Source organism: Corynebacterium sp. AOP36-E1-14, from assembly GCF_052377495.1.
Classification (GTDB): domain Bacteria; phylum Actinomycetota; class Actinomycetes; order Mycobacteriales; family Mycobacteriaceae; genus Corynebacterium.
Genome location: NZ_JBQSWV010000014.1, coordinates 61,398 through 80,971 on the forward strand (window position 1 = coordinate 61,398; position 19,574 = coordinate 80,971).

The following is a 19,574-nucleotide window of genomic DNA, read 5'->3' on the forward strand; positions in this document are numbered from 1 at the left end:
CATGCTACAGAACCTCACCGGAATGCACGCCCTGGTCATCCTGGCCGTCGTCCTGCTGCTCTTCGGGGCAGCGAAGCTCCCCGCCCTGGCCAAGAGCCTCGGCCAGTCCGTCCGGATCCTGAAGACCGAGGCGTCTGACCCTGCGCCCGCGGCGGCAACCGCTACCGCGCCCGCGGTACCTGCCGCAGCAGCCACCGAGGACGTCGCCGCAGCGCCCACCGCGCAGGCACCCACGATCCACACCGTGAACACCGTCGACGACCTGGACGGCGTGAACGGCCTGAACGGTGCAGAGAGGAAGCTCACGTCATGACGTCCGCGACCGCAGGACCGGCCGGCATGCCGCTGTCCGGCCACCTGCTCGAAGGACGCAGGAGGCTCACCCGCGTCGCGGCGGCCCTCGTGGTCGCGGCCGTCATCGCCTACCTGCTCTCCGACCAGGTGCTGGAGGTGCTGCGCGCGCCGGTGGTCGACATCGCGCAGACCCGCGCCGCAGCCATCAACTACGACAGCATCACCGGCGCCTTCGACCTGAAACTCCGCATCGCCCTGTTCGGCGGTATCGCCCTGTCGAGTCCGGTCTGGCTCTACCAGATCCTGGCCTACGTGGCCCCCGCGCTGACCCGCCGGGAGAAGCGCTACGCCTTCGGTTTCCTCGGCGCGGTGATCCCCCTGTTCGTCGCCGGGTGCGCCGCCGGTGTGGCGGTGTTCCCCCGCATCGTCGAACTGCTCGCCAGCTTCGCCTCCGCCGACGACAGCACCCTGCTGCAGGCGTCCTACTACTTCGACTTCGTTCTCAAACTCGTCCTGGCCGCCGGTGTGGCGTTCACGTTCCCCGCCTTCATCGTGGTCCTCAACTTCATGGGCGTGCTGTCGGCCCGCACCATCGCCCGCAGCTGGCGGGGGATCACCATCAGCATCGTGGTCTTCAGCGCCCTGGTCACCCCGGCGGCCGACCTGCTGTCGATGTTCCTGATCGCCGTCCCGATGGCGGTGCTGTTCGGGATCTCGCTGGCCATCGCCTGGATCCACGACCGACGGCACCGTACCGACGCTCCCGACTGGGCGGATCTCGCAGAGCAGGACGACCAGCAGGCAAGCACCCGGACAAGCACCCTGGAAGGAGTGTCCTGACATGTTCGGTCTCACCATCGAGAAGATCATCGTGATCGGCGTCGTGGCCGCGATCATCATCGGCCCGCAGCGGCTGCCGCTCTACGCGGAGAAACTCGCCACCTTCATCAGGAACTTCCGCAGCTTCACCGACTCGACGAGACGCCGCGCGGAGGAGGAGCTGGGCGTCCCCGTCGCCGCGATGGACCCCAAGACGTGGAACACCCAGTTCCGAGCCTACGATCCGCGCAGGATCGTGCGCGACGCCCTGAACGGTGACGGCACCGCGGGTCCTGCCACAGCACCGGACGCCGCCCCGGACGCAGTAGCGTCCTCCCCGGAGACGGGCCGCGAACCCGAACCGGAACCGGCGCAGCAACAGGAGCCGGTGCAGGAGTACCGGGAGCGCTGGGTCGTGGTCGGCGGATCCTCCGGACACCCGATCCGCCGCCGGATCGTCGAACCGGTCCCGCCCGTCACCGACGTGCAGGACGATGCGCAGGACGTGCAGGACGATGCGCAGGACGCTCCGGCCGCAGCGGCGGCCCCTGCGCCGGCCGCACCCTGAGCGTCGCGGATCGCCCCGATACTGCACAATGGCCTCATGACCCAGGCAGAACCCCACCCCCCGACCCCCACCGAGCGTCCGGCATGGATCCCGGTGTGGGTCGGGGATCTGGCGGTCATCGCACTGATCCTCGCCTCCGTCGCCGTACCCGGCCCGGGCCCCGGACCCGCCGGGCCGGGCGGGGGGATGCCCGACCACCGCCTCGACCTCGTCGTCACCGGGGCCGCGGTGCTGGCGGCGGCATTGATGCCGCTGCGTCGACGGTGGCCGCTGCCGGTGCTCGCCGTCTGCCTGGCGGTGTACGTGGGAACCGTCCTGCTCGGGGTGCCCGCACTGGGCCCCGGCATCGCCGCGATCGTCGCCGCCTTCGCCGCGGCCACCAGCGTCCCGCGTCCGGTGGCTCTGGGCTGCGGGGCGACGGGCGCGATCCTGGTGGCCGTGCTGAGCCTGTTCACCAACGACCGGCTGACCCTGGACCCGCAGGTCTTCCAGATCGCCGCGGGCATCGCCATCGCCACCGCGCTGGGGGACAGTGCGCGCTCCCGGCGTGAGTACGCCCGGGCGGCCACCGAGCGCGCCGAGCGGGCCGAGCAGACCCGCGAGGCCGAGGCACGGCGCAGGGTGGCCGAGGAGCGGCTGCGCATCGCCCAGGACCTGCACGACACGGTAGCGCACCGGATCTCGGTGATCAGCCTGAACGCCGGGGTGGCGTCCAGCTCGCTGGACACCCGGCCCGACAAGGCGCGCGAGTCACTCGGCACGATCCGTGAGGCCGCGCGTGAGGTGCTCGGCGACATCGGTGTGCTCCTGCGCTACCTGCGCGCCGGGGACGCCGGCGGTGCCGGTGCCGGGGCAGGGGACACCGGCGGCGGGTCCGTCCAGCTCCCGCAGCCGGGTGTGGCGGACCTGGACGACCTGGTCGCCTCCATCGCCGGGGCGGGGCTCACGGTGCACCGCTCCACCGACGGCGACCTGGCCGGACTCGACGACACCACCGGACGGGTGGTCTACCGCGTGGTGCAGGAGGGCCTGACCAACGCGCACAAGCACGGTTCGGGCAACACCGCCGAGCTTGCGACCAGCATCGCGAGCGTCCAGGACCGTCGCGTGGTGTCGGTGCGGGTCAGCAACCCGGTCTCCGAGGACGGACGCAACCAGCCGGACGCCCCGCACGGGTTCCTGGGCCTCACCGGGCTGCGCGAGCGTGTGGCCGCCGTGGGCGGGGCGGTCACCGCCGTAGAATCGGACGGGACATTCACGCTCACCGCCGAACTACCACTTCCCCGGGAGGAACATCCGTGACCACCGTGCTCGTCGTCGACGACCAGGTCCTGATCCGTCAGGCCGTCGTCGACATCCTGTCCAGCGCACCGGACACCGAGGTGGTCGGTGCCGCGTCCGACGGTCTGGAGGCGGTGTCCATGACCGCCGAACTGCACCCGGACGTGGTGCTGATGGACATCCGCATGCCCCGCCTCGACGGCATCGAGGCCACCGGGCGGATCTGCTCGGAGCCGGGCAACGCCGACAGCCGCGTGCTGATCCTCACGACCTTCGAGGAGGACGAGTACGTGGTCGCCGCCCTGCGCGCGGGGGCCAGCGGCTTCATCGGCAAGGGTGCCGAACCCGACGAGATCATCCGCGCGGTGCACTCGGTGGCGGACGGGGACGCGTTGTTGTCGCCCACGGCGACACGCAGCCTGATCGCCCGCTACGTCCAGTCCCCGGAACCGCGTCCCGCGGTCTCCGAGGAGGCCGCCGGACGCCTGGGGCTGCTGACCGAGCGCGAGCGTGAGGTGCTGCAGCTGGTGGGCAGGGGGTTGTCGAACCAGCAGATCGCCGAGGAGTTCTTCATCTCCCCGCACACGGCGAAGACCCACGTGAACCGGATCATGACCAAGATCCACGCCCACGACCGGGCCCAGCTGGTGATCCTCGCCTACGAGGGTGGGCTGCTGGTCCCCGGGGAGTAGTTCGCGGCTTAGTTCGCGGATTAGCTCGCGAAGGTCACCGGGACCGCGGCGACGTCCTCGAAGGGCGGCTGCGAGGAGTGGTCGGTGATCAGCTTCAGCGAGCAGGAGTCCGTGGTGCAGTCCACGGAGCCGTCCTCGTTGGTGGCCTGGACCGTGAGGTCGAACTCGGCGTTGCCTTCGGCGTCGTAGGTGGCGGTGCCGCCCTCCTCGCCCTCGGGGACCACCCGTGCCCACTCCTCCATGGAGCCCGCGTAGGTGCCCGGGTCGGCGCTGGCACCGTCGGTGGTGCCGACGGCCACGTAGTAGCTGTTGGCGGTGTCGAGACCCTCCAGGGTGACGGTGACCGTGTCGCCGTCGGAGAGATCGTCGGCCTTGTCCACGGTCAGCGGGCCGTCCGAGGCGCCTGAATCCTCCGCCTCATCTGCGCTGTCTGTGGCGCTGGCGTCGGAGCTGCTCGAGCTGTCAGAGCTGTCGGAGTCGTCGGAGCAGGCCGTGACGCCGAGGGCGAGGGAGGCTGCGGCGGCCAGGGCGGCCGCACCCCGCAGCGAACGGGTGGTGCGAAGGGACATGGGGGCTCTCCGAAACGTGTTGGGCGGCGTAAGTGTACTGAGCCGACCCTATCAAAGCGTCCGGACGCAGGGGGCCCGTCCGGGGACCCCCGGGCGCCAGATCACATCCGGATGGTGGACTCCACCGCGCCGAGCCCGTCGACCTCGATGCGCACCACGTCCCCGTCGGCCAGGAACCGTCCGGAACCTGCACCCACGCCCTCGGGTGTGCCCGTGACGATCACGTCGCCGGGCTCCAACGTGGCGAAGTTGGAGATGTAGCGCACCAGGTCCACCGGGGGGAACACCAGGTCGGCGGTGGAGTGTTCCTGGCGCAGGTCACCGTTGACCCAGGTGCGCAGCACCGCGCCCTCGGCCACCGGGTCGTAGTCGTCGGCGACGGTCAGCCACGGGCCGAAGGCGGAGGAGCGGTCCAGGTTCTTGCCCTGCAGCCACTGCTGGGTGCGGTACTGCCAGTCGCGCTGGGAGAAGTCGTTCATCACCGCGTAGCCGCCGATCGCGGCGCGGGCCTCCGCCGCGGTCGCCCCGCCCTGGGCACCGGGCAGCCGCGAGCCGATGACCACGGCGAGCTCACCCTCGTAGTCGGCCTTTTCCGTCATGCCTTCCGGCACGGTCACCTCGGCATACGGTGCGGTCAGCGCCGAGGGGTACTTCACGAACAGGGTCGGGTGGTCGGGGATGGGGTGGCCCATCTCCTCGATGTGCTCGCGGTAGTTCAGGCCCACGCAGAAGATCTTCGACGGAGAGGGGACCACCGGCAGCAGGTCGGCGAAGGGCACGGTGACCTCGTCGCCGTCGCGGCGCAGTCCGGCCTCCACCGCGCCGCGGATGCCGGAGGAACTGCCCGTGGCGCTGCCGGTGAGCAGTGCGCCGAGCCCGCGGCGGTCCACGATGCGTCCGGTCACCCCACCCCCGTTCGGTGCGTCGTCGACCCCGTCGACCTGGATGGTGCATCGCGAACCGTCGATCCGGACCGTCGCAAGTTTCATGGGGCCTCTCCCGTCTAGACTGTCTGTTGTGACTCTGCGATTCTTCGACACCGCGACCCGTGAACTCCACGACTTCGTTCCGCTGCAGGAGGGGCATGCCTCGGTGTACCTGTGTGGTGCGACCGTGCAGTCCGTCCCGCACATCGGTCATGTGCGCTCCGGCGTGGCATTCGACGTCCTGCGCAACTGGCTCGAGGCCAAGGGGCTGGACGTTGCGTTCGTGCGCAATGTTACAGACATCGACGACAAGATCCTCAGCAAGTCCGCCGAGAACGGTCGGCCCTGGTGGGAGTGGGCCGCCACCCACGAGCGCGAGTTCACCCGCGCCTACGACCTGCTCGGCGTGGCCGCCCCGTCCGTCGAACCCCGCGCGACCGGGCATGTCCCGGAGATGATCGCCTACATCCAGCGCATCATCGACGCCGGGATGGCCTACGCCAGTGAGGACGGCTCGGTGTACTGCCGCACCGCGCAGGTGCCCGGGTACGGCTTCCTGTCCCACCAGAAGCTCGACGAGCTCGACCAGGGGGAGGACGCCGCACCGGGCAAGGAGGACCCGCGCGATTTCGCCATGTGGAAGGCCGCGAAACCCGGCGAGCCCGGGTGGGACACCCCGTGGGGCTTCGGGCGCCCCGGCTGGCACATCGAGTGCTCGGCGATGTCGCGCAAGTACCTCGGCGCGCGGTTCGACATCCACGCCGGCGGCATGGACCTGCAGTTCCCGCACCACGAGAACGAGGCCGCCCAGGCGCATGCCGCGGGCGACGAGTTCGCCAACCTGTGGATGCACAACGGGTGGGTGACGATGTCGGGCGAGAAGATGTCGAAGTCGCTGGGCAACGTGCTCTCGGTGCCGAACATCCTCACCCTGGTGCGTCCGATCGAGCTGCGCTACTACCTCGGCTCGGCGCACTACCGCTCCATGCTGGAGTACTCCGAGTCCGCGTTGCAGGAGGCCGCCGCCGGTTTCCGACGTATCGAGAAGTTCCTGACCCGCGCGGTCGAGGTCCTCGGCACGGTGGAGACCGGCACCTGGCTGCCGGCGTTCGAGGAGGCGTTGGACGACGACCTGGCCGTCCCGCAGGCGCTCGCCGTCGTCCACGACGCGGTACGGGCGGGCAACAAGGCCCTGGAGTCCGGCGACCGTGCACAGCTCGCCGAGATTGCCGGCGCCGTGCGCGCGATGGTCGGTGTGCTGGGTGTGGACCCGCTGTCGGCGACGTGGTCCGGGCCCACCGCCCAGGGCCGTGGCCAGGGGATCGGCGCCGGTTCGTCGGACGCGGCGACGGTGGCGTTGGACGTCCTGGTGAAGGCGGAGCTGGAACGGCGTGCCTCGGCGAAGGCGGAGAAGGACTACGCGACCGCCGACGAGGTGCGCGACCGGCTGAAGGCCGCCGGCGTGGCCGTCACCGACACCGCCGACGGGGCGACCTGGTCGCTGGGGTAGTAAGCAGGGCACGGGCCCGCGCGGCGTCCGCTCCGTTGTCTCGCGTCAGTTCCCAATCCGATTCGGTTCTCCCAGGACACTCGCGGTGACCGAATCGGCTTGGGTTCGTACATTCGCTCCGGGGAAGAGGCGCGCCTACCGCTCCATCAGCCGTGTGCCCTTGAGTTCCGGCAGCGCGAGCGCGGCCACGGCCGCCACCGCGAAGGCCACCCCGAACAGGGCGAACAGTACCGGCATCCCACCGAAGACCAGCAGCGGCGGCACGATCAGCGGGGCGAGGATCGAGGCGAGCCGTCCGAAGCCGGTCGCCGCACCAGTGCCTCTCGCTCTCATGGTGGTGGGGTAGAGCTCCGGCCCGATGGCGTACAGCGCACCCCACGCACCCAGGTTGAAGAACGACAGCAGACAACCCGCGGCGATGATCTGCCACTCCACCCCGGCGAAACCGTAGAGCCCCGCGGCCACGGCCGAGCCGGCGAGGAACGCGGCCAGTGTCGTCCTGCGCCCCCAACGTTCGATGAGGAAGGCCGACACCGCGTACCCCGGCAGCTGCGCCAGCGTGATGACCAGGGTGAAGGTGAAGGACTTCACCAGCGTGTAGCCCTGGTCCACCAGGATCGACGGGATCCAGGTGAACGCGCCGTAGTAGCTCAGGTTGATGCAGAACCAGATCGTCCACAGCGCGGTGGTGCGTGAGCGCAGCGCCGGCGACCAGATGCCGGACGCTGCGGCGTCGGAGGCGTCGGAGGCGTCGGACGCCCCGGCGCCAGCCGCGCCGCCTGCGGCGTCCGGTGCGTCCTGCGCCTGTTCGCCCTGCGTACGCAGGCTGAACTTGGCCGGCTCGGACTCCTCGAAGCCGACGACGATCCGCTCGGCCTCCTCGTGGCGGCCCTTCGACTCCAGGAAGCGCACGGACTCCGGCAGCGACATGCGCACGTACAGGGCGTAGAACGCCGGCACCATGCCGAGCGCCAGCGCCCACCGCCACCCGTTGTCGCTCAACGCGATGATGAACGCGCCGATCACCGCGGCGGCCAGCCAGCCCACGGCCCAGAACGCCTCCAGCACCACGACCATGCGTCCCCGGACCCTGCGCGGCGCGAACTCGGAGACCAGGGTGGACGCCACCGGCAGCTCCGCGCCCAGCCCCAGGCCCACCACCACGCGTAACGCGATGAGCACCGCCAGGCCACCGGCCAGGGCGGACGCCCCGGTCGCCAGCCCGTAGACCAGCAGGGTGGCGGCGAAGACGTTGCGTCGGCCGAAGCGGTCGGCGAGCAGCCCACCGAAGGTCGCGCCTAAGGCCATGCCGATGAAGCCGGCGGACGCCAGCCACGAGGTCTCCGTGTGGCTCAGCCCCCAGTGCGTGGTCAGGGCGGCCATGATGAAGCCGATCAGGCCCACGTCCATCGCGTCCAACGCCCACCCGATGCCGGACCCGCCCAGCAGTTTCACGTGCCTGCGGGTCACCGGCAGGGCGTCGAGACGTTCGGTACGGGACAGGCTCGTGCCCACGGGATCCGGAGGGGTCATAACCAGCAGAGGATACCGTGCGGACACGGCGTTGTGAACAGGGGGAACGCGCGGGGTAGTCTGGTCGCCATGGCAGGAAACGACAAGCGCCGCGGCGCGGTACGGAAGACGGCGCGCAAGGGCTCCGACAAGGGCTCGGGCGGCACCAGGCGACGGGGACTCGCCGGCAAGGGGCCCACCCCCAAGGCCGAGGACCGCGTCTACCACGCGAAGTACAAGGCGAAGAAGACCAAGGAACGGCACGACTCCGGGCGTCAGCGCCCCAGGGACGCCGACGACCAGCCGGAGCTCGTCGTCGGACGTAACCCGGTGATCGAGTGCCTGCGGGCGGACGCACCGGCGACCGCCCTGTACGTCGCCGTGGGCACCGGCAACGACGACCGCCTCTCCGAGGCGGTGCACACCTGTGCCGAGCGTGGCATCGCCGTGCTCGAGGTCAGCCGCGACGAACTGGACCGCATGACCGGAAACGGCATGCACCAGGGCATCGGGCTGCAGGTGCCGCCGTACAAGTACGCCGAGGTCGAGGACCTCATCGAGGCCGCGCAGACCTCCGGGCGTCCCGGCATGATCGTGGTGCTCGACAACATCACCGACCCGCGCAACCTGGGTGCGGTCATCCGCTCGGTCGCCGCCTTCGGTGGCCACGGTGTGGTCATCCCGGAGCGCCGGTCGGCGTCGGTGACCGCGGTGGCGTGGCGCACGTCCGCCGGTACCGCCGCACGTCTGCCCGTGGCCCGGGCGACGAACCTGGTGCGCTCGCTGAAGCAGCTCCAGCAGTCCGGCTACCAGGTCGTGGGCCTGGACGCCGGCGGCAAGCACACGCTCGACACCTACGACGGGACGACCCCGGTCGTGGTCGTGGTCGGTTCCGAGGGCAAGGGACTGTCGCGTCTGGTGGGGGAGACCTGCGACGACATCCTCTCGATCCCGATGGCCGGACGGGTGGAGTCGCTCAACGCCTCCGTCGCCGCCGGTGTGGTGCTCAGCGAGTTCGCCCGCCAGCGCCGGGTCGGGTAGCTCGGTTCATTCCGGTTAGCTCCGGGGCGTGAGGGGTCAAGGTGTTCCCACCTTGACCCCTCAGGTCGTCCAGGAGCCCCGAAAGCGACCTGAGGGCTCAGGGTGCCGCATGGTGGGGGTCGGCGACCTCCCCGGTGGAGCCCGGTACGGCACCCACGGCGGATCCCTTGCGCGCGGTCTCGTCGCGGACGGCCCGCCGGCCCCGGGCCCACCCGATGGTCCGGCACGCCAGGTAGATCACGAAGCTGATCGTGGTCACGAAGGGGCTCACCGGCAGCCCCGGCGCCAGCGACAGCACCAGCCCGCCGGCCGAGGCCGTGGTGGCGAAGATCGCGGACAGCACGACCGCCAGCAGGGGGTTCGAGGTCACCCGCACCGCCGCGGCACCCGGGGTGATCAGCAGAGCGAGCAGCAGCAGCGCGCCCACGATCTGCACGCCCTGGGAGGCGACGATGCCGATGAGCACGGCGAAGGCGGCGGCCAGCAGCTTCACCGGCACACCGGAGGCCGCGGCCATCACCGGGTCCACCGTGGCGAACAGCAGGGGACGCCACAGCACCGCGACGGCCGCGGCCACCAGCACCGACATCAACGCCAGGATACCCAGTGAGGCGCCGGAGACCCCCACGATCTGCCCGGTGAGCAGGGCGTAGGCCTCGGAGGTGCGCCCGGGGTACAGGTAGATGAACAGCACGGACAGGCCCATGCCGAAGGCGAGGACCACACCGACGGTGGCGTCCTGCTCCTTCAGCCCCAGCAACGCCAGGACCACGGCGGCCAGCACGGCACCGAGGACCGCGCCGGTGGTCACGCTCACGCCGAACAGCAGGGCCGCGGCGGCTCCCATCAGAGCGAGCTCGCCGGTGGCGTGGGCGGCGAAGCTCATGCGGCGCATCACGATCAGCGGTGCCAGTGCACCGGACACCAGTCCGAGCAGCAGCGAGGCGAGCAGGGCGTTCTGGACGAAGTCGACCTGCAGCAGGTCCCAGGTACTCACACGACCACCATCCGTCCGTTGACCTCGGCGACGTCGACGTGCGTGCCGTAGAGGCGGGAGAGCACCGGGCCGGTCATGACCTCGTCCACGGCACCCGTGACGTGTCCGTCGGGCCCGAGGTAGAGGATGCGGTCGGTCACGCCGAGCACCGGGTTGATGCTGTGGGTGACGAAGACGACGGCGGTGCCGTGTTCCCGTCGTCGCCGGTCGAGCAGGTCGACGGCGGAGCGTTGGGCCGAGAGGTCGAGGCTGAGCAGCGGTTCGTCGCACAGCAGCAGTTGCGGGTCGGTGGCCATGGCCTGGGCCTGGCGGACGAGCTGCTGCTGCCCGCCGGACAGCGTGCCCACCCGACGGTCCGCCAGGCCGGACGCACCGACCTCGGCGAGGGCGGCGTCGATGGTGGCGCGGTGGGGGCGTCGGCGCGACATCACCCCGTGCTCGATCGAGAGCCCGACGAGGTCGCGGACCCGGATCGGCAGGTCGGCGTCGAACATGCGCTGCTGCGGGATGAACCCGACCCGCTCCGGGGCGTTGACGCTGCCGGAGGTCAGGGCGCGGGTGCCGAGCACCGCGTTGAGCAGGGTGGACTTGCCCACCCCGTTGGGGCCGAGCACGGTGAGGAACTCCCCGGGCTCGACGGTCAGGTCCAGGTCGTGCCACAACGGGTCGACGCTGGCACCGGTGAAGGTCAGGGCGGACATCTAGCTGAGCGCATCCTCGAGGTCGGTGATGACGGCGTCGACGTAGTCGGCGTAGTCCTGCTGGCTGCCCCCGCTGGTGCCGGGGGTCTCGGTGACGTTGACGACCGGGACGTCGTTGTCCTCGGCGGCGTCGGTGAGCTGGCGGGACGCCTGGCTCTCCGACTGTGTGTTGGTGATCAGTGCGTCCGCCTCGCCGTCGGCGACGAGGTCACGTGTCGCGGCCAGGTCGGCGACGGAGGGCTCGCCCTCGTTCAGGACGGTCCGGGCGAAGCTCTCGGGGGTGACGTCGTGGATCTCGGACCCCTTGAGCAGCAGTCCGGCGACCGGTTCGGTGAGCACCACGTGGGCGTGCGGCAGCTCGGCGATGCGGGTGGTGAACTCGTCGGTCATCTCGCGCACGCCGGTGGCCTCGGCGGGGAAGCTCTCGTCGAGGTCATTCAGGTGGGCGGCCAGGTCGTCGGCGAAGTCGGCGACGAGGTCCATGTCGAACCAGACGTGCGGGTTGTCCTCGCCCTCGAGGATGCCGCTGCCATGGTCGTGACCGTCGTCGGACGCGTCGGACGCATCGGCGTCCGCGTCGTCGGACGCCGTAGCGTCCTGCGTGTGCTCGTCGTGGTCGTGGTCCTCGCCGAGGGGGGCGGCGGTGATGACCTCGGAGTCGTCGCCGGCGTTGTCGGTGAGCCAGTTGTCGTAGCCGGCGCCGTTGCCGACCACGATGTCGGCGTCGCGGATGGTGGCGATGTCGCGGGCGGTGGCCTCGTACTCGTGCGGGTCGTCGTCGGTGCCCGAGAGGATCGTGTCCACGGTGATGTCGGACGTGTCCCCGTCGGCAGGGTCGGCGGCAGCGTCGTCGACGACCTGCTGGGCGATGTCGCCCCACGTCGAGGTGGACGCGACGATGCGGATCCCGCCGTTGTCGGCGGACGCGCTGTCCGCACCCGAGCAGGCGGTGAGCCCCAGGGTGAGCGACGTGGCTGCGGCCAGTGTCAGGGCGGTGACGGTGCGGGGGGTGGGGCGGCGTCTGGGCATGGGGCCGACTCTAATCCTTGTTGGGAACGATTGCCAATTAGGGTAACCAGGGTCACAGCGGGGCAGGTCGGATACCATGGTCGACGTGAATCGCTCCAGCAACCAGGCCCGTCAGGGACGACGGGGGACACTCGCCTCCATCGCCGCGGAACTGGGTGTCTCCCGGACCACGGTGTCCAACGCCTACAACCGTCCCGAACAGCTCTCGGTCGACCTCCGCGAACGCATCATGCGCACCGCCGAGCGCATGGGCTACTCCGGGCCGGACCCCACGGCGCGCTCGCTGCGTACGCGCCGGGCCGGGGCGATCGGCGTGCTGCTCACCGACGACATGACCTACGCCTTCGAGGACCAGGCCTCCCTGGAGTTCATGTCCGGGGTGTCCGAGGCGTGTGTGGGCATGGACACCTCCATGCTGCTGATCCCCGCCGGGGCGGAGACCGCGGAGGAGGACCGGCCCGCCGCCCTGGTGAACCAGGCCGTGGTGGACGGCTTCATCGTCTACTCCGTCGCCGCGGACGACCCCTTCCTCGCCTCGGTGACCAACCGCAACGTGCCGACGGTGATCTGCGACCAGCCGGCCGACGACCACGGGGTGAACTTCGTGGGCATCGACGACCGGGAGTCGATCCGTCCGGCCGCCCGGGCGCTGGTGGACGCCGGGCACCGTCGCATCGGCGTGTTGTGCATCCGTCTGGACCGCCGGCCCAACAACGGCCCGGTCAGTGCCGGACGCCTGGCGGACGCGCAGATGCACGTGCAGAAGGGCCGTGTGCTCGGCGCACTGGCCGTGCTCGAGGAGGCCGGGGTGGACCGGTCGGACGTGCCGGTGATCGAACGCCACCTCAACAACCCCGACACCGCCCGCAGCGCCGCCGCGGAACTCCTGGAGAACCACCCGGACCTCACCGCGGTGATCTGCACGACCGACAGTCAGGCGCTCGGCGTGCTCGACTACGCCGAGGACAACGGCATCGACGTGCCCGGCGATCTCTCCGTGGTGGGTTTCGACGGCATCGCCCGCGCCCGTGACCGCGGCCTGGCCACCGTGGAGCAGCCCAACCGCGAGAAGGGTTTCACCAGCGGAAACGTCCTGGCCGCCCTGATCGGACGCAACTCCGAACCGACCCGCCGGCAGCCGACGATGGCCTGGGCGGAGCCCGAGCAGCGCATCATCCTGCCGACACGCTTCCTTCCGGGCAGGACTATCGGTCCTCCCGCAGCTCGCTGACCGCGGCCACCGATGCGGCGTCCACCACACCGCCGTCACGGTCTCCCTGGCGCAGCAGGCGCGCCTCGGCCAGCCGGGCGAGCACGTCGGCCACCGCGACGGGGTCGGCCAGGCGCCGGTGTGCCGCGGTGTCCCCGTCGCCGACACGGATACCGAGGTCAGGACGCGCCGGCACGCCGTCCCCGTCCGTCGCCAGCCCCTGCTGGTCGAGGACGCTCAGGGCGGTCTCGTCGGTGACGTCGTCGCCGGCGAACACCACGGCGTCGGGTTCGGTGCGGTCGATGAACGCCGAGAGGTAGCTGCCCTTCGTCACCGGGGAGACCGAGACCTCCACGATGCTCTTGCCCGGGGTCACGGTCACCCCCTCGAGTTTCTGGGCGGCCAGGCGGAACTCCTCGTAGGCGGTCAGCCCCGTGCGTTCGTCGGAGGCGCCACGGATGTGCAGACCCACGGCGAAGGGCTTGTGCTCGACCCACATCCCGGCGTCGCGGTCGGCGTACTCCTGGGCCATCGCCGACAGTGTGTCGAGCAGCTCGCGCTGGTCGTCGTCGAGACCGGAGCTGGTGGCGTCGGCGGGTTCGGCACCGTGACTGCCCACCAGAAGGATGTCCCCGGGACCGGGGTGCGCGATGGCGGTGGCCTCGGCGACGGGTTCGAGGACCTCGAGGTTGCGTCCGGACAGCAGCATCACGGTGGTGCCGGCGCACCCGGCGAGCCGGTCGATGGTGGCACGGGCGCCGGGGACCATGCGCACCGCCAGCGGGTCGGTGGAGAAGCCGGAGAGGGTGCCGTCGAAGTCCAGGGCGACGAGCAGGTGCGGTACTTCGGCGAGGTACTGGATGTCGTCGGTGGAGACGGCGGGGAGGGTGGTGGCGTCGGTCATGGCCCCCAGCGTAGCGGCACCGGAATCACGGTGTGGCGAGGAACTCCACGAAGCGTCCCGTCTGCCACGCCGACGGGGAGTCGTCCGCGCGGGTCAGCCGCAGCTCGTCCTCGCCGGGGGTCTCCCAGCGCAGCGTGGGCACCTCGTCGGTGTCGCCTGCCTCGTCGTCGGTGTCGGCGGTCTCGGAGGGCTCGGCAGACTCGGAGGGCTCCGTGGTTTCAGCGTCGGTGGACTCGGTGGACTCGGTGGACTCGGTGGCCCCGTCGCCTTCGCCGAGAACGGCGACGAGCCGTTCGGCGAGTTCACGGTCGTTCGGCAGGCACTGGGTGCCCTCGGATTCGCCGCTGATGTCGCGGGCGCTGAGCCCGGGGAACCGGACGCGGTCGTTGTCGAGCCATTCCACGTCGCCGCTGATCGCCATGCAGCCCGCTCCGCCGGTCACGGTGCTGCCGCCGAGGGCCAGCCAGGTGCGCGCCTGGTCGGTCTGCGACAGGCTGGACGACACGGCCGTACCGGAGTCGGCGAGGCCGGCGTCCTCGATGCGTCCGACCTGCCAGCGCACGTCGGCGAGTTCGCCGGGGATGTCGGAGCCGCACGCGGTGAGCAGGAGCCCACCGGCGAGAACGACCCCGCCGAAGGCGGTGCGTCGGCGGGTGCGTGCGGTCGGGTGCAGGACGCTGCGGGGGTGCTGCCGGGTCACTCGCCGTCCGCCCCTGCGTCGGCGGCGGTGTCGGCGGCGTCGGTGTCGAGCACCTCCGGATCCAGCACCGCGAGGAAGCGGCGCGCCCACCCGTGCACGTCGTGGGTGCGCACCTCCTCCCACATCTCCGCCATCCGGGCCTGCTTGTCCTCGTCGGGGGAGTCGATGGCCTTCATGATCGCCGCCGCAGTCGACTCCACGTCGTAGGGGTTGCACAGGTAGGCGTTCGGCAGCTGGGTGGCGGCACCGGTGAACTCACTGAGCACCAGGGCGCCGGAGCCGTCGGAGTGGCTGGCGACGTACTCCTTGGCGACCAGGTTCATGCCGTCCTTCAGGGCGGTCACCAGCATCACGTCCGCCGCGGCGTACAACGACACCAGCTGGGCGAAGGGCATGCTCGCGTGGGAGTAGTGCACCACCGTGTGGCCCAGGCTGCCGTAGGCGCCGTTGATCCGGGAGACCGTGCGTTCCACGTCCTCACGGGTGCGGGCGTAGGAGTCGAGGCGTTCGCGCGACGGGGTGGCGACCTGGATCAGGCAGACCTCGTCCGGGTTCAGCAGGCCCTGGCTGAGCAGCTGTTCCAGTGCCTTGAGTCGCTGGTGGATGCCCTTGGTGTAGTCCAGGCGGTCCACGCCGGCGAGCAGGATCTTCGGTGAGCCGACGCGGCGGCGCAGCGCCGTGGCCGCCGAGACCGTCTCCGGGGCGGTGGCCTTGGCCTGCACCCCCTCGGTGTCGATCGAGATGGGGAAGACCCCCACCTTCACCTCACGTCCGTCGGCGGTGCGCACGGTGCCGGCCACGGCGTCCCTGCGCGGCAGCCGGGCCCCGCGGATGTAGGAGACGCCGGACTCGTCGGTGCCCGCGGCACCGTCGTCGGTGAACGTGCCCTCGCCGTCGGCTCCGCAGGCGTCGCCCTCGCCGACCTTGCTGAACGTCACGTCGCCGCCGAGCGCGCGCAGCGTGTACAGGAAGTTCCAGGCCGAGTCCGGGGTGTGCAGGCCGATGAGGTCGGCGCCCAGGGTGCCCATCAGCACGTCCCAACGCCACGGGAGCTGACGGAACAGCTCCGGGGAGGGGAAGGGGATGTGCAGGAAGAAACCGATCTTCAGGTCCGGGCGCATCTCACGCAGCATGCCGGGCACGAGGTGGAGCTGGTAGTCCTGCACCCACACCGTGGCACCGGGGGCGGCGGCGTCCGCGGCGGCCCGGGCGAAACGCTCGTTGACCGTGCGGTAGGCGCGCCACCAGGAGCGGTGGAACTCCGGGTGCACGATCAGGTCGTGGTACAGCGGCCAGAGGGTGTCGTTGGAGAACCCCTCGTAGTAGGTCTGGAACTCCTCGGTGGAGATGTTGACCGGGGACAGGGTGATCCCGCCGTCCATCTCCGGGAGGTCGGCGGCGACGATCTCCTCGTCGGGGGAGTCCGCGGTGGCGCCGGGCCAACCGACCCAGCTGCCCTGACTGGACTCCAGCACCGGACGCAGGGCGGTCACCAGACCGCCGGGGCTGGGGGACCAGGTGACGTTGCCGTCGCGGTCCACGGAGCGGTCGACGGGCAGCCGGTTGGCGACCACGACCATGTCGCTCCCCGTGTCGATCCCAGTGTCGGTGGTGCTGTCATCTCCGGCAGTCACGGCGTGGTCTCCCCTTGGGTCGCGGGTCGGTCTTCTCGGATGTCTGTGACCTACAGACTACTCGCCGGAATCCTTCTTCGCGGTGGTGGAGGTGGCCGCCTTCTTCGCCGTGGTCTTCTTGGCGGTGGTCTTGGTCGCCTTCTTCGCGGGAGCCTTCTTGGCCGTCTTCTTCGCCGTGGTCTTCTTGGCGGCCTTGGGGTTCTTGGCCTCCTCCTCGGCGGCGGCGTCCGCGGCCACCTTGCGGTGGATGAGGCCCTCCGGTTCCACGCGGAGCATGCACATCAGCGTGGCGGCGTCGAGGAAGTCGTCGGCGTAGGTGGCGACGATGCGCTGCGCGGCCTTGGCGGTCTCCTCCTCCACGGTGTGCAGGGACTCTGCGCTGGTGGTGTGGTTGTCGCTGACCTTCGGCGGCACTTATTGCTCCCTTGCATGACGATGTTCGGCCTGAGACCCGTAAGCCTTCAGTCTAACTCCCCTGACCGTCCGGCGCACTTTCCCGGTCCTTCTTCCGCTGATGCGAGCGGGTGGGGTCCGGCAGCCAGGGGGTGCCGCGGCGCCGCTGGCGCAGGACGCCCCAGTGCACCGGCGGGGTCGCCGAACCGCCGGGGCGTCGTCCCCGGGAACGGCGTGCCGGGGGACGCCGCAGGTCGTTGTAGCGGTACAGGATGCGGGGACGACGCAGCCGACGCGCCACCCACTCGCCGAGGACCACGCCGGCGGCCAACGCGGTGGCGGTGGCCAGGGCGATACCCAGGTTCGAGATGCCGACCACGAACTGGTCGGTGAGCATGGAGTACATGCCGCGGTACAGGGCCAGGCCGGGCAGCAGCGGGGTGATGCCCACGATGGCGGTGATCTGCGGGGGGATGAGGTAGCGGCGGGACAGCAGACCACCGGCCAGGCCGACGAAGGTGGCGGTGATGCCCGCGGCGGTGACGTCGCCGGTGCTGAGCTGCACCTGCAGGAACCGGTAGAGCGAGTAGGACACCAACGCGGTGAGCGTGGCCACGATCAGGGCACGTCGTTCACAGAAGGACGCGATGGCGAAGAACAGCGCGGCCCCGACGCCGCCGAGGATCTGCACCGCGGCACCGCCGAAGGTGCCCTGCGTGCTGGAGGTGTCGATCGGCGGCAGGGTGACCCCCAGCCGGCTCGTCAGCATCAGGCCCATGGCGATGCCGGAGATGATGCCGCCGGTCATCAGCACCGTCTCGAAGAACCGTGCCGAGGACGTCACCGGCGCTCCGGTGACCCCGTCCTGCAGGGCCTGGACCAGGGTCAACCCGGCGAGCATGGCGACGATGCACGAGGCGATCACCAACGACGGCGACAGGTAGTGGTTCAACGCCCGGGCGAAGCTGAAGGTGAGCGCGGCCGGGATCGTGGCGATGATGCCGCCGGTGAGGTTCTGGAAGAACAACGGAAGCGACTTCGACGCCAGCCACACGTTCGTGGCCATGATGATGATCGAGGTGATCGTGGCGATCAGGGCAACGAGCGGCTCACCGCCGAGCATCAGGGCCACCGCGCCGGCGAAGCCGCCCCAGGCCAGGGTGGCCCAGCGGATGCGGTAGGGCGGGGGACTGGTCTCGATGTCGGTGAGGATCTTGCGGGTCAGTTCGAGCTCGGTGGCGCCGTTGACGATCGAGCGGATCAGCCGGTCGACCTCGGTGAGTCGGGAGAAGTCGCTGTTGAGCGCGTGCACCACCCGGAAGCAGCTCATCGGCGTGGTGTTGTCCGTGGACGGCGAGTAGATCGTGATGGTGTTCAGGGTGATGTCCACGTGGCAGCCGTACAGGCCGTAGGCCGAGGTGACGGCCTTGACCTGGGCCTTGGCATCGGTGTTGCCGGTGCCTGCGGACAGCAGCAGGTCGCCGATGCGTGCGGCGGTGTCCATCACCAGGTGGACCTGGGCGGAGTCGGTGAGGTTGACCGGGGCCAGCGGGGAGGGCGGCGGTGCGGTGCGGATCGTGTCGATCGTGGACCGGTTCCCGCTGAACAGCATCGCCGAGACCTTGTTCCTCACCGCGGTGAGGCCCTTGCTGCCGGCGCTGCTGCCCGAGTCGTTCCCGGTCGGGTTCTCACCGTTCACTCGGCACCCCTCTTCCTCACTGTCTGCCGTGGTCGACGTCTCCTACCGGGCACACTCTACGGTAGAGGATCCGGATTCGATCGGGTGGCTGCGCTGCTGATAGAGTCGTCGGCTGAAACCCGGTGGAGACGCCGAGGACGGGGCCAGGCGCCGTCGGTTTCCGCTGGAGTGGCGCAATTGGTAGCGCAACGGTCTTGTAAACCGTAGGTTGCGAGTTCAAGTCTCGTCTCCAGCTCAATGAACAGGGGAAACGCCGCGTGTGAGTGGCTGTGCTCGGCGTGAAGTGCCAGAGAACTGCTAGAGAACGCGGCTGGGAGGAACAGACGCGTATACAGGGATAGTAGTTTTATATATGAAAGTAAAATTACGCTTATATAGTATAAACTGTTCTCACCAGGTAACTCTCTTTATTCTTCCTGGTAGATGGCTTGCCTCACAAAAGGCTGCGTGTTTACGTTTGCGGGCCTCCAAAACCCGCCCACAAACCGCCCCGGCGCAGGTCGGAGGGTGTTTTTACCGCCCACAAACCGCCCCGGGGTCGCCCATAAACCGCCCCGGCGCAGTTCAGAGGGTGTTTTTACCCGCCCCGGAGGCCTGGGGGGGCGCGTAGAGGGTGAGCAGCGATGTATGAGCTGCGTAGAAGCCAAGCAAAACCGCTTCTGGTGGTCATGACAGCCGCGTGGATGCAGGGCAGCGGTGGATGTAGGCCGCGTGGATGCCGGGCTGTGGGCAGCGCTGTAGCTCGCTGTGGCCCCAGCAGTGCTCCCGGCTCCCACAAGCCCGCAGCGGCCCGCACAGCTGCGCTGTGGCCACAGCAGTGCTCCCGGCTCCCACAAGCCCGCAGCGGCCCCGTAGCCATCCCCGTCAGGCCGCGCATCAGGCAGCCCGTAGCCCGCCCGTATGGCGGCGCACACTGCCACCCCGTAGCGCCTGCTATACGCCGCGCTGTAATCTGTCCCGTAAGGCCGCGCATAGTGCCCTTCGCGGCGCAGCCTGTCATTGATCGCGTGTATGTACGTAGTGGCAATCTGACAGGGAGGTCATCGGTCAGGTTGACCGCCGTGCGCGTGGGGAGCTCAGTACTCATGAGCGCGG

General features: G+C 70.1%; 19 protein-coding genes and 1 tRNA gene. 9 read left to right on the forward strand and 11 right to left on the reverse strand.

Going from position 1 to position 19,574, the window contains the following annotated elements:
* Nucleotide 1: 1 nt before the first annotated feature.
* The 5 genes from ACT3TD_RS08255 to ACT3TD_RS08275 are packed head-to-tail and all read left to right on the forward strand — an operon-like array spanning nucleotide 2 to nucleotide 3,654.
* Nucleotides 2–313 (forward strand): twin-arginine translocase TatA/TatE family subunit, encoded by a 312-nt coding sequence (locus ACT3TD_RS08255; RefSeq protein ID WP_301444299.1) that lies wholly within the window; start codon nucleotides 2–4, stop codon nucleotides 311–313.
* Entirely contained in the window at nucleotides 310–1,134 is an 825-nt protein-coding gene (tatC, locus tag ACT3TD_RS08260; protein WP_441579314.1) for a twin-arginine translocase subunit TatC, read from the forward strand. Before ACT3TD_RS08255 ends, tatC begins: the two co-directional genes overlap by 4 nt.
* A 1-nt stretch (nucleotide 1,135) precedes the next feature.
* Nucleotides 1,136–1,681 carry a Sec-independent protein translocase subunit TatA/TatB gene (locus tag ACT3TD_RS08265; protein ID WP_301442915.1) on the forward strand — a complete coding sequence of 182 codons (546 nt, stop codon included), beginning with the start codon at nucleotides 1,136–1,138 and terminating at the stop codon, nucleotides 1,679–1,681.
* Nucleotides 1,682–1,717: 36 nt separating this feature from the next.
* A complete protein-coding gene (locus ACT3TD_RS08270; protein WP_301442914.1) occupies nucleotides 1,718–2,983 on the forward strand; it encodes a sensor histidine kinase in 1,266 nt (421 codons plus the stop codon).
* Nucleotides 2,980–3,654: a response regulator gene (locus tag ACT3TD_RS08275; protein WP_301442913.1), complete on the forward strand. Its 675-nt coding sequence runs from the start codon at nucleotides 2,980–2,982 to the stop codon at nucleotides 3,652–3,654. Before ACT3TD_RS08270 ends, ACT3TD_RS08275 begins: the two co-directional genes overlap by 4 nt.
* 20 nt (nucleotides 3,655–3,674) lie before the next feature.
* Here ACT3TD_RS08275 and ACT3TD_RS08280 read toward each other — a convergent pair whose 3' ends face one another.
* Together ACT3TD_RS08280 and ACT3TD_RS08285 are read right to left on the reverse strand one after the other, a co-directional pair.
* Nucleotides 3,675–4,223: a neocarzinostatin apoprotein domain-containing protein gene (locus ACT3TD_RS08280; RefSeq protein WP_301442912.1), complete on the reverse strand. Its 549-nt coding sequence runs from the start codon at nucleotides 4,221–4,223 to the stop codon at nucleotides 3,675–3,677.
* A gap of 101 nt (nucleotides 4,224–4,324) precedes the next feature.
* The gene (locus ACT3TD_RS08285) at nucleotides 4,325–5,212 is read right to left on the reverse strand and encodes a fumarylacetoacetate hydrolase family protein (protein ID WP_301442911.1); all 888 of its coding nucleotides are present in this window, start codon (nucleotides 5,210–5,212) and stop codon (nucleotides 4,325–4,327) included.
* A 28-nt stretch (nucleotides 5,213–5,240) separates the two neighbouring features.
* Here ACT3TD_RS08285 and cysS point away from each other — a divergent pair, with 28 nt between their 5' ends.
* Nucleotides 5,241–6,659: a cysteine--tRNA ligase gene (gene cysS / locus ACT3TD_RS08290; protein ID WP_301442910.1), complete on the forward strand. Its 1,419-nt coding sequence runs from the start codon at nucleotides 5,241–5,243 to the stop codon at nucleotides 6,657–6,659.
* Nucleotides 6,660–6,794: 135 nt separating this feature from the next.
* Here cysS and ACT3TD_RS08295 read toward each other — a convergent pair whose 3' ends face one another.
* Nucleotides 6,795–8,192 carry an MFS transporter gene (locus ACT3TD_RS08295; protein ID WP_441579315.1) on the reverse strand — a complete coding sequence of 466 codons (1,398 nt, stop codon included), beginning with the start codon at nucleotides 8,190–8,192 and terminating at the stop codon, nucleotides 6,795–6,797.
* 69 nt (nucleotides 8,193–8,261) lie between these two features.
* On the opposite strand from ACT3TD_RS08295, the gene rlmB reads away from it, so the two are divergent.
* Entirely contained in the window at nucleotides 8,262–9,212 is a 951-nt protein-coding gene (gene rlmB, locus ACT3TD_RS08300) for a 23S rRNA (guanosine(2251)-2'-O)-methyltransferase RlmB (RefSeq protein WP_301442908.1), read from the forward strand.
* Between the two features lie 97 nt (nucleotides 9,213–9,309).
* On the opposite strand, the gene ACT3TD_RS08305 is transcribed toward rlmB, so the two are convergent.
* From ACT3TD_RS08305 to ACT3TD_RS08315, 3 genes are read right to left on the reverse strand one after another with little or no spacing between them, the layout of a single operon-like run.
* Complete coding sequence (locus ACT3TD_RS08305) at nucleotides 9,310–10,209, reverse strand: metal ABC transporter permease (RefSeq protein ID WP_301442907.1); 900 nt, start codon at nucleotides 10,207–10,209, stop codon at nucleotides 9,310–9,312.
* Entirely contained in the window at nucleotides 10,206–10,910 is a 705-nt protein-coding gene (locus tag ACT3TD_RS08310; RefSeq protein ID WP_301442906.1) for a metal ABC transporter ATP-binding protein, read from the reverse strand. The genes ACT3TD_RS08305 and ACT3TD_RS08310 overlap by 4 nt, the downstream gene beginning before the upstream one ends.
* Nucleotides 10,911–11,939, reverse strand: a complete 1,029-nt coding sequence (locus tag ACT3TD_RS08315; RefSeq protein WP_444614982.1) for a metal ABC transporter solute-binding protein, Zn/Mn family — start codon at nucleotides 11,937–11,939, stop codon at nucleotides 10,911–10,913.
* Nucleotides 11,940–12,015: 76 nt separating this feature from the next.
* Between ACT3TD_RS08315 and ACT3TD_RS08320 the strand changes: the two genes are divergently transcribed.
* Nucleotides 12,016–13,170: a LacI family DNA-binding transcriptional regulator gene (locus tag ACT3TD_RS08320; RefSeq protein WP_441588448.1), complete on the forward strand. Its 1,155-nt coding sequence runs from the start codon at nucleotides 12,016–12,018 to the stop codon at nucleotides 13,168–13,170.
* Here ACT3TD_RS08320 and otsB read toward each other — a convergent pair.
* From otsB to thrE, 5 genes are all read right to left on the reverse strand, one after another.
* On the reverse strand, nucleotides 13,145–14,053 hold the full coding sequence (gene otsB / locus ACT3TD_RS08325; RefSeq protein ID WP_301443899.1) for a trehalose-phosphatase: 909 nt from the start codon (nucleotides 14,051–14,053) through the stop codon (nucleotides 13,145–13,147). The two genes, ACT3TD_RS08320 and otsB, sit on opposite strands and share 26 nt — an antisense overlap.
* 25 nt (nucleotides 14,054–14,078) lie before the next feature.
* The gene (locus ACT3TD_RS08330) at nucleotides 14,079–14,753 is read right to left on the reverse strand and encodes a hypothetical protein (RefSeq protein ID WP_301443900.1); all 675 of its coding nucleotides are present in this window, start codon (nucleotides 14,751–14,753) and stop codon (nucleotides 14,079–14,081) included.
* A complete protein-coding gene (locus ACT3TD_RS08335) occupies nucleotides 14,750–16,333 on the reverse strand; it encodes an alpha,alpha-trehalose-phosphate synthase (UDP-forming) (RefSeq protein WP_441588450.1) in 1,584 nt (527 codons plus the stop codon). The genes ACT3TD_RS08330 and ACT3TD_RS08335 overlap by 4 nt, the downstream gene beginning before the upstream one ends.
* A 111-nt stretch (nucleotides 16,334–16,444) precedes the next feature.
* Entirely contained in the window at nucleotides 16,445–16,801 is a 357-nt protein-coding gene (locus ACT3TD_RS08340) for a hypothetical protein (RefSeq protein ID WP_441579909.1), read from the reverse strand.
* Between the two features lie 52 nt (nucleotides 16,802–16,853).
* Nucleotides 16,854–18,392 carry a threonine/serine exporter ThrE gene (gene thrE, locus ACT3TD_RS08345; RefSeq protein ID WP_301444217.1) on the reverse strand — a complete coding sequence of 513 codons (1,539 nt, stop codon included), beginning with the start codon at nucleotides 18,390–18,392 and terminating at the stop codon, nucleotides 16,854–16,856.
* Between the two features lie 249 nt (nucleotides 18,393–18,641).
* Here thrE and ACT3TD_RS08350 point away from each other — a divergent pair.
* Nucleotides 18,642–18,714, forward strand: a tRNA-Thr gene (locus ACT3TD_RS08350).
* The last annotated feature ends 860 nt before the right edge of the window (nucleotides 18,715–19,574 follow it).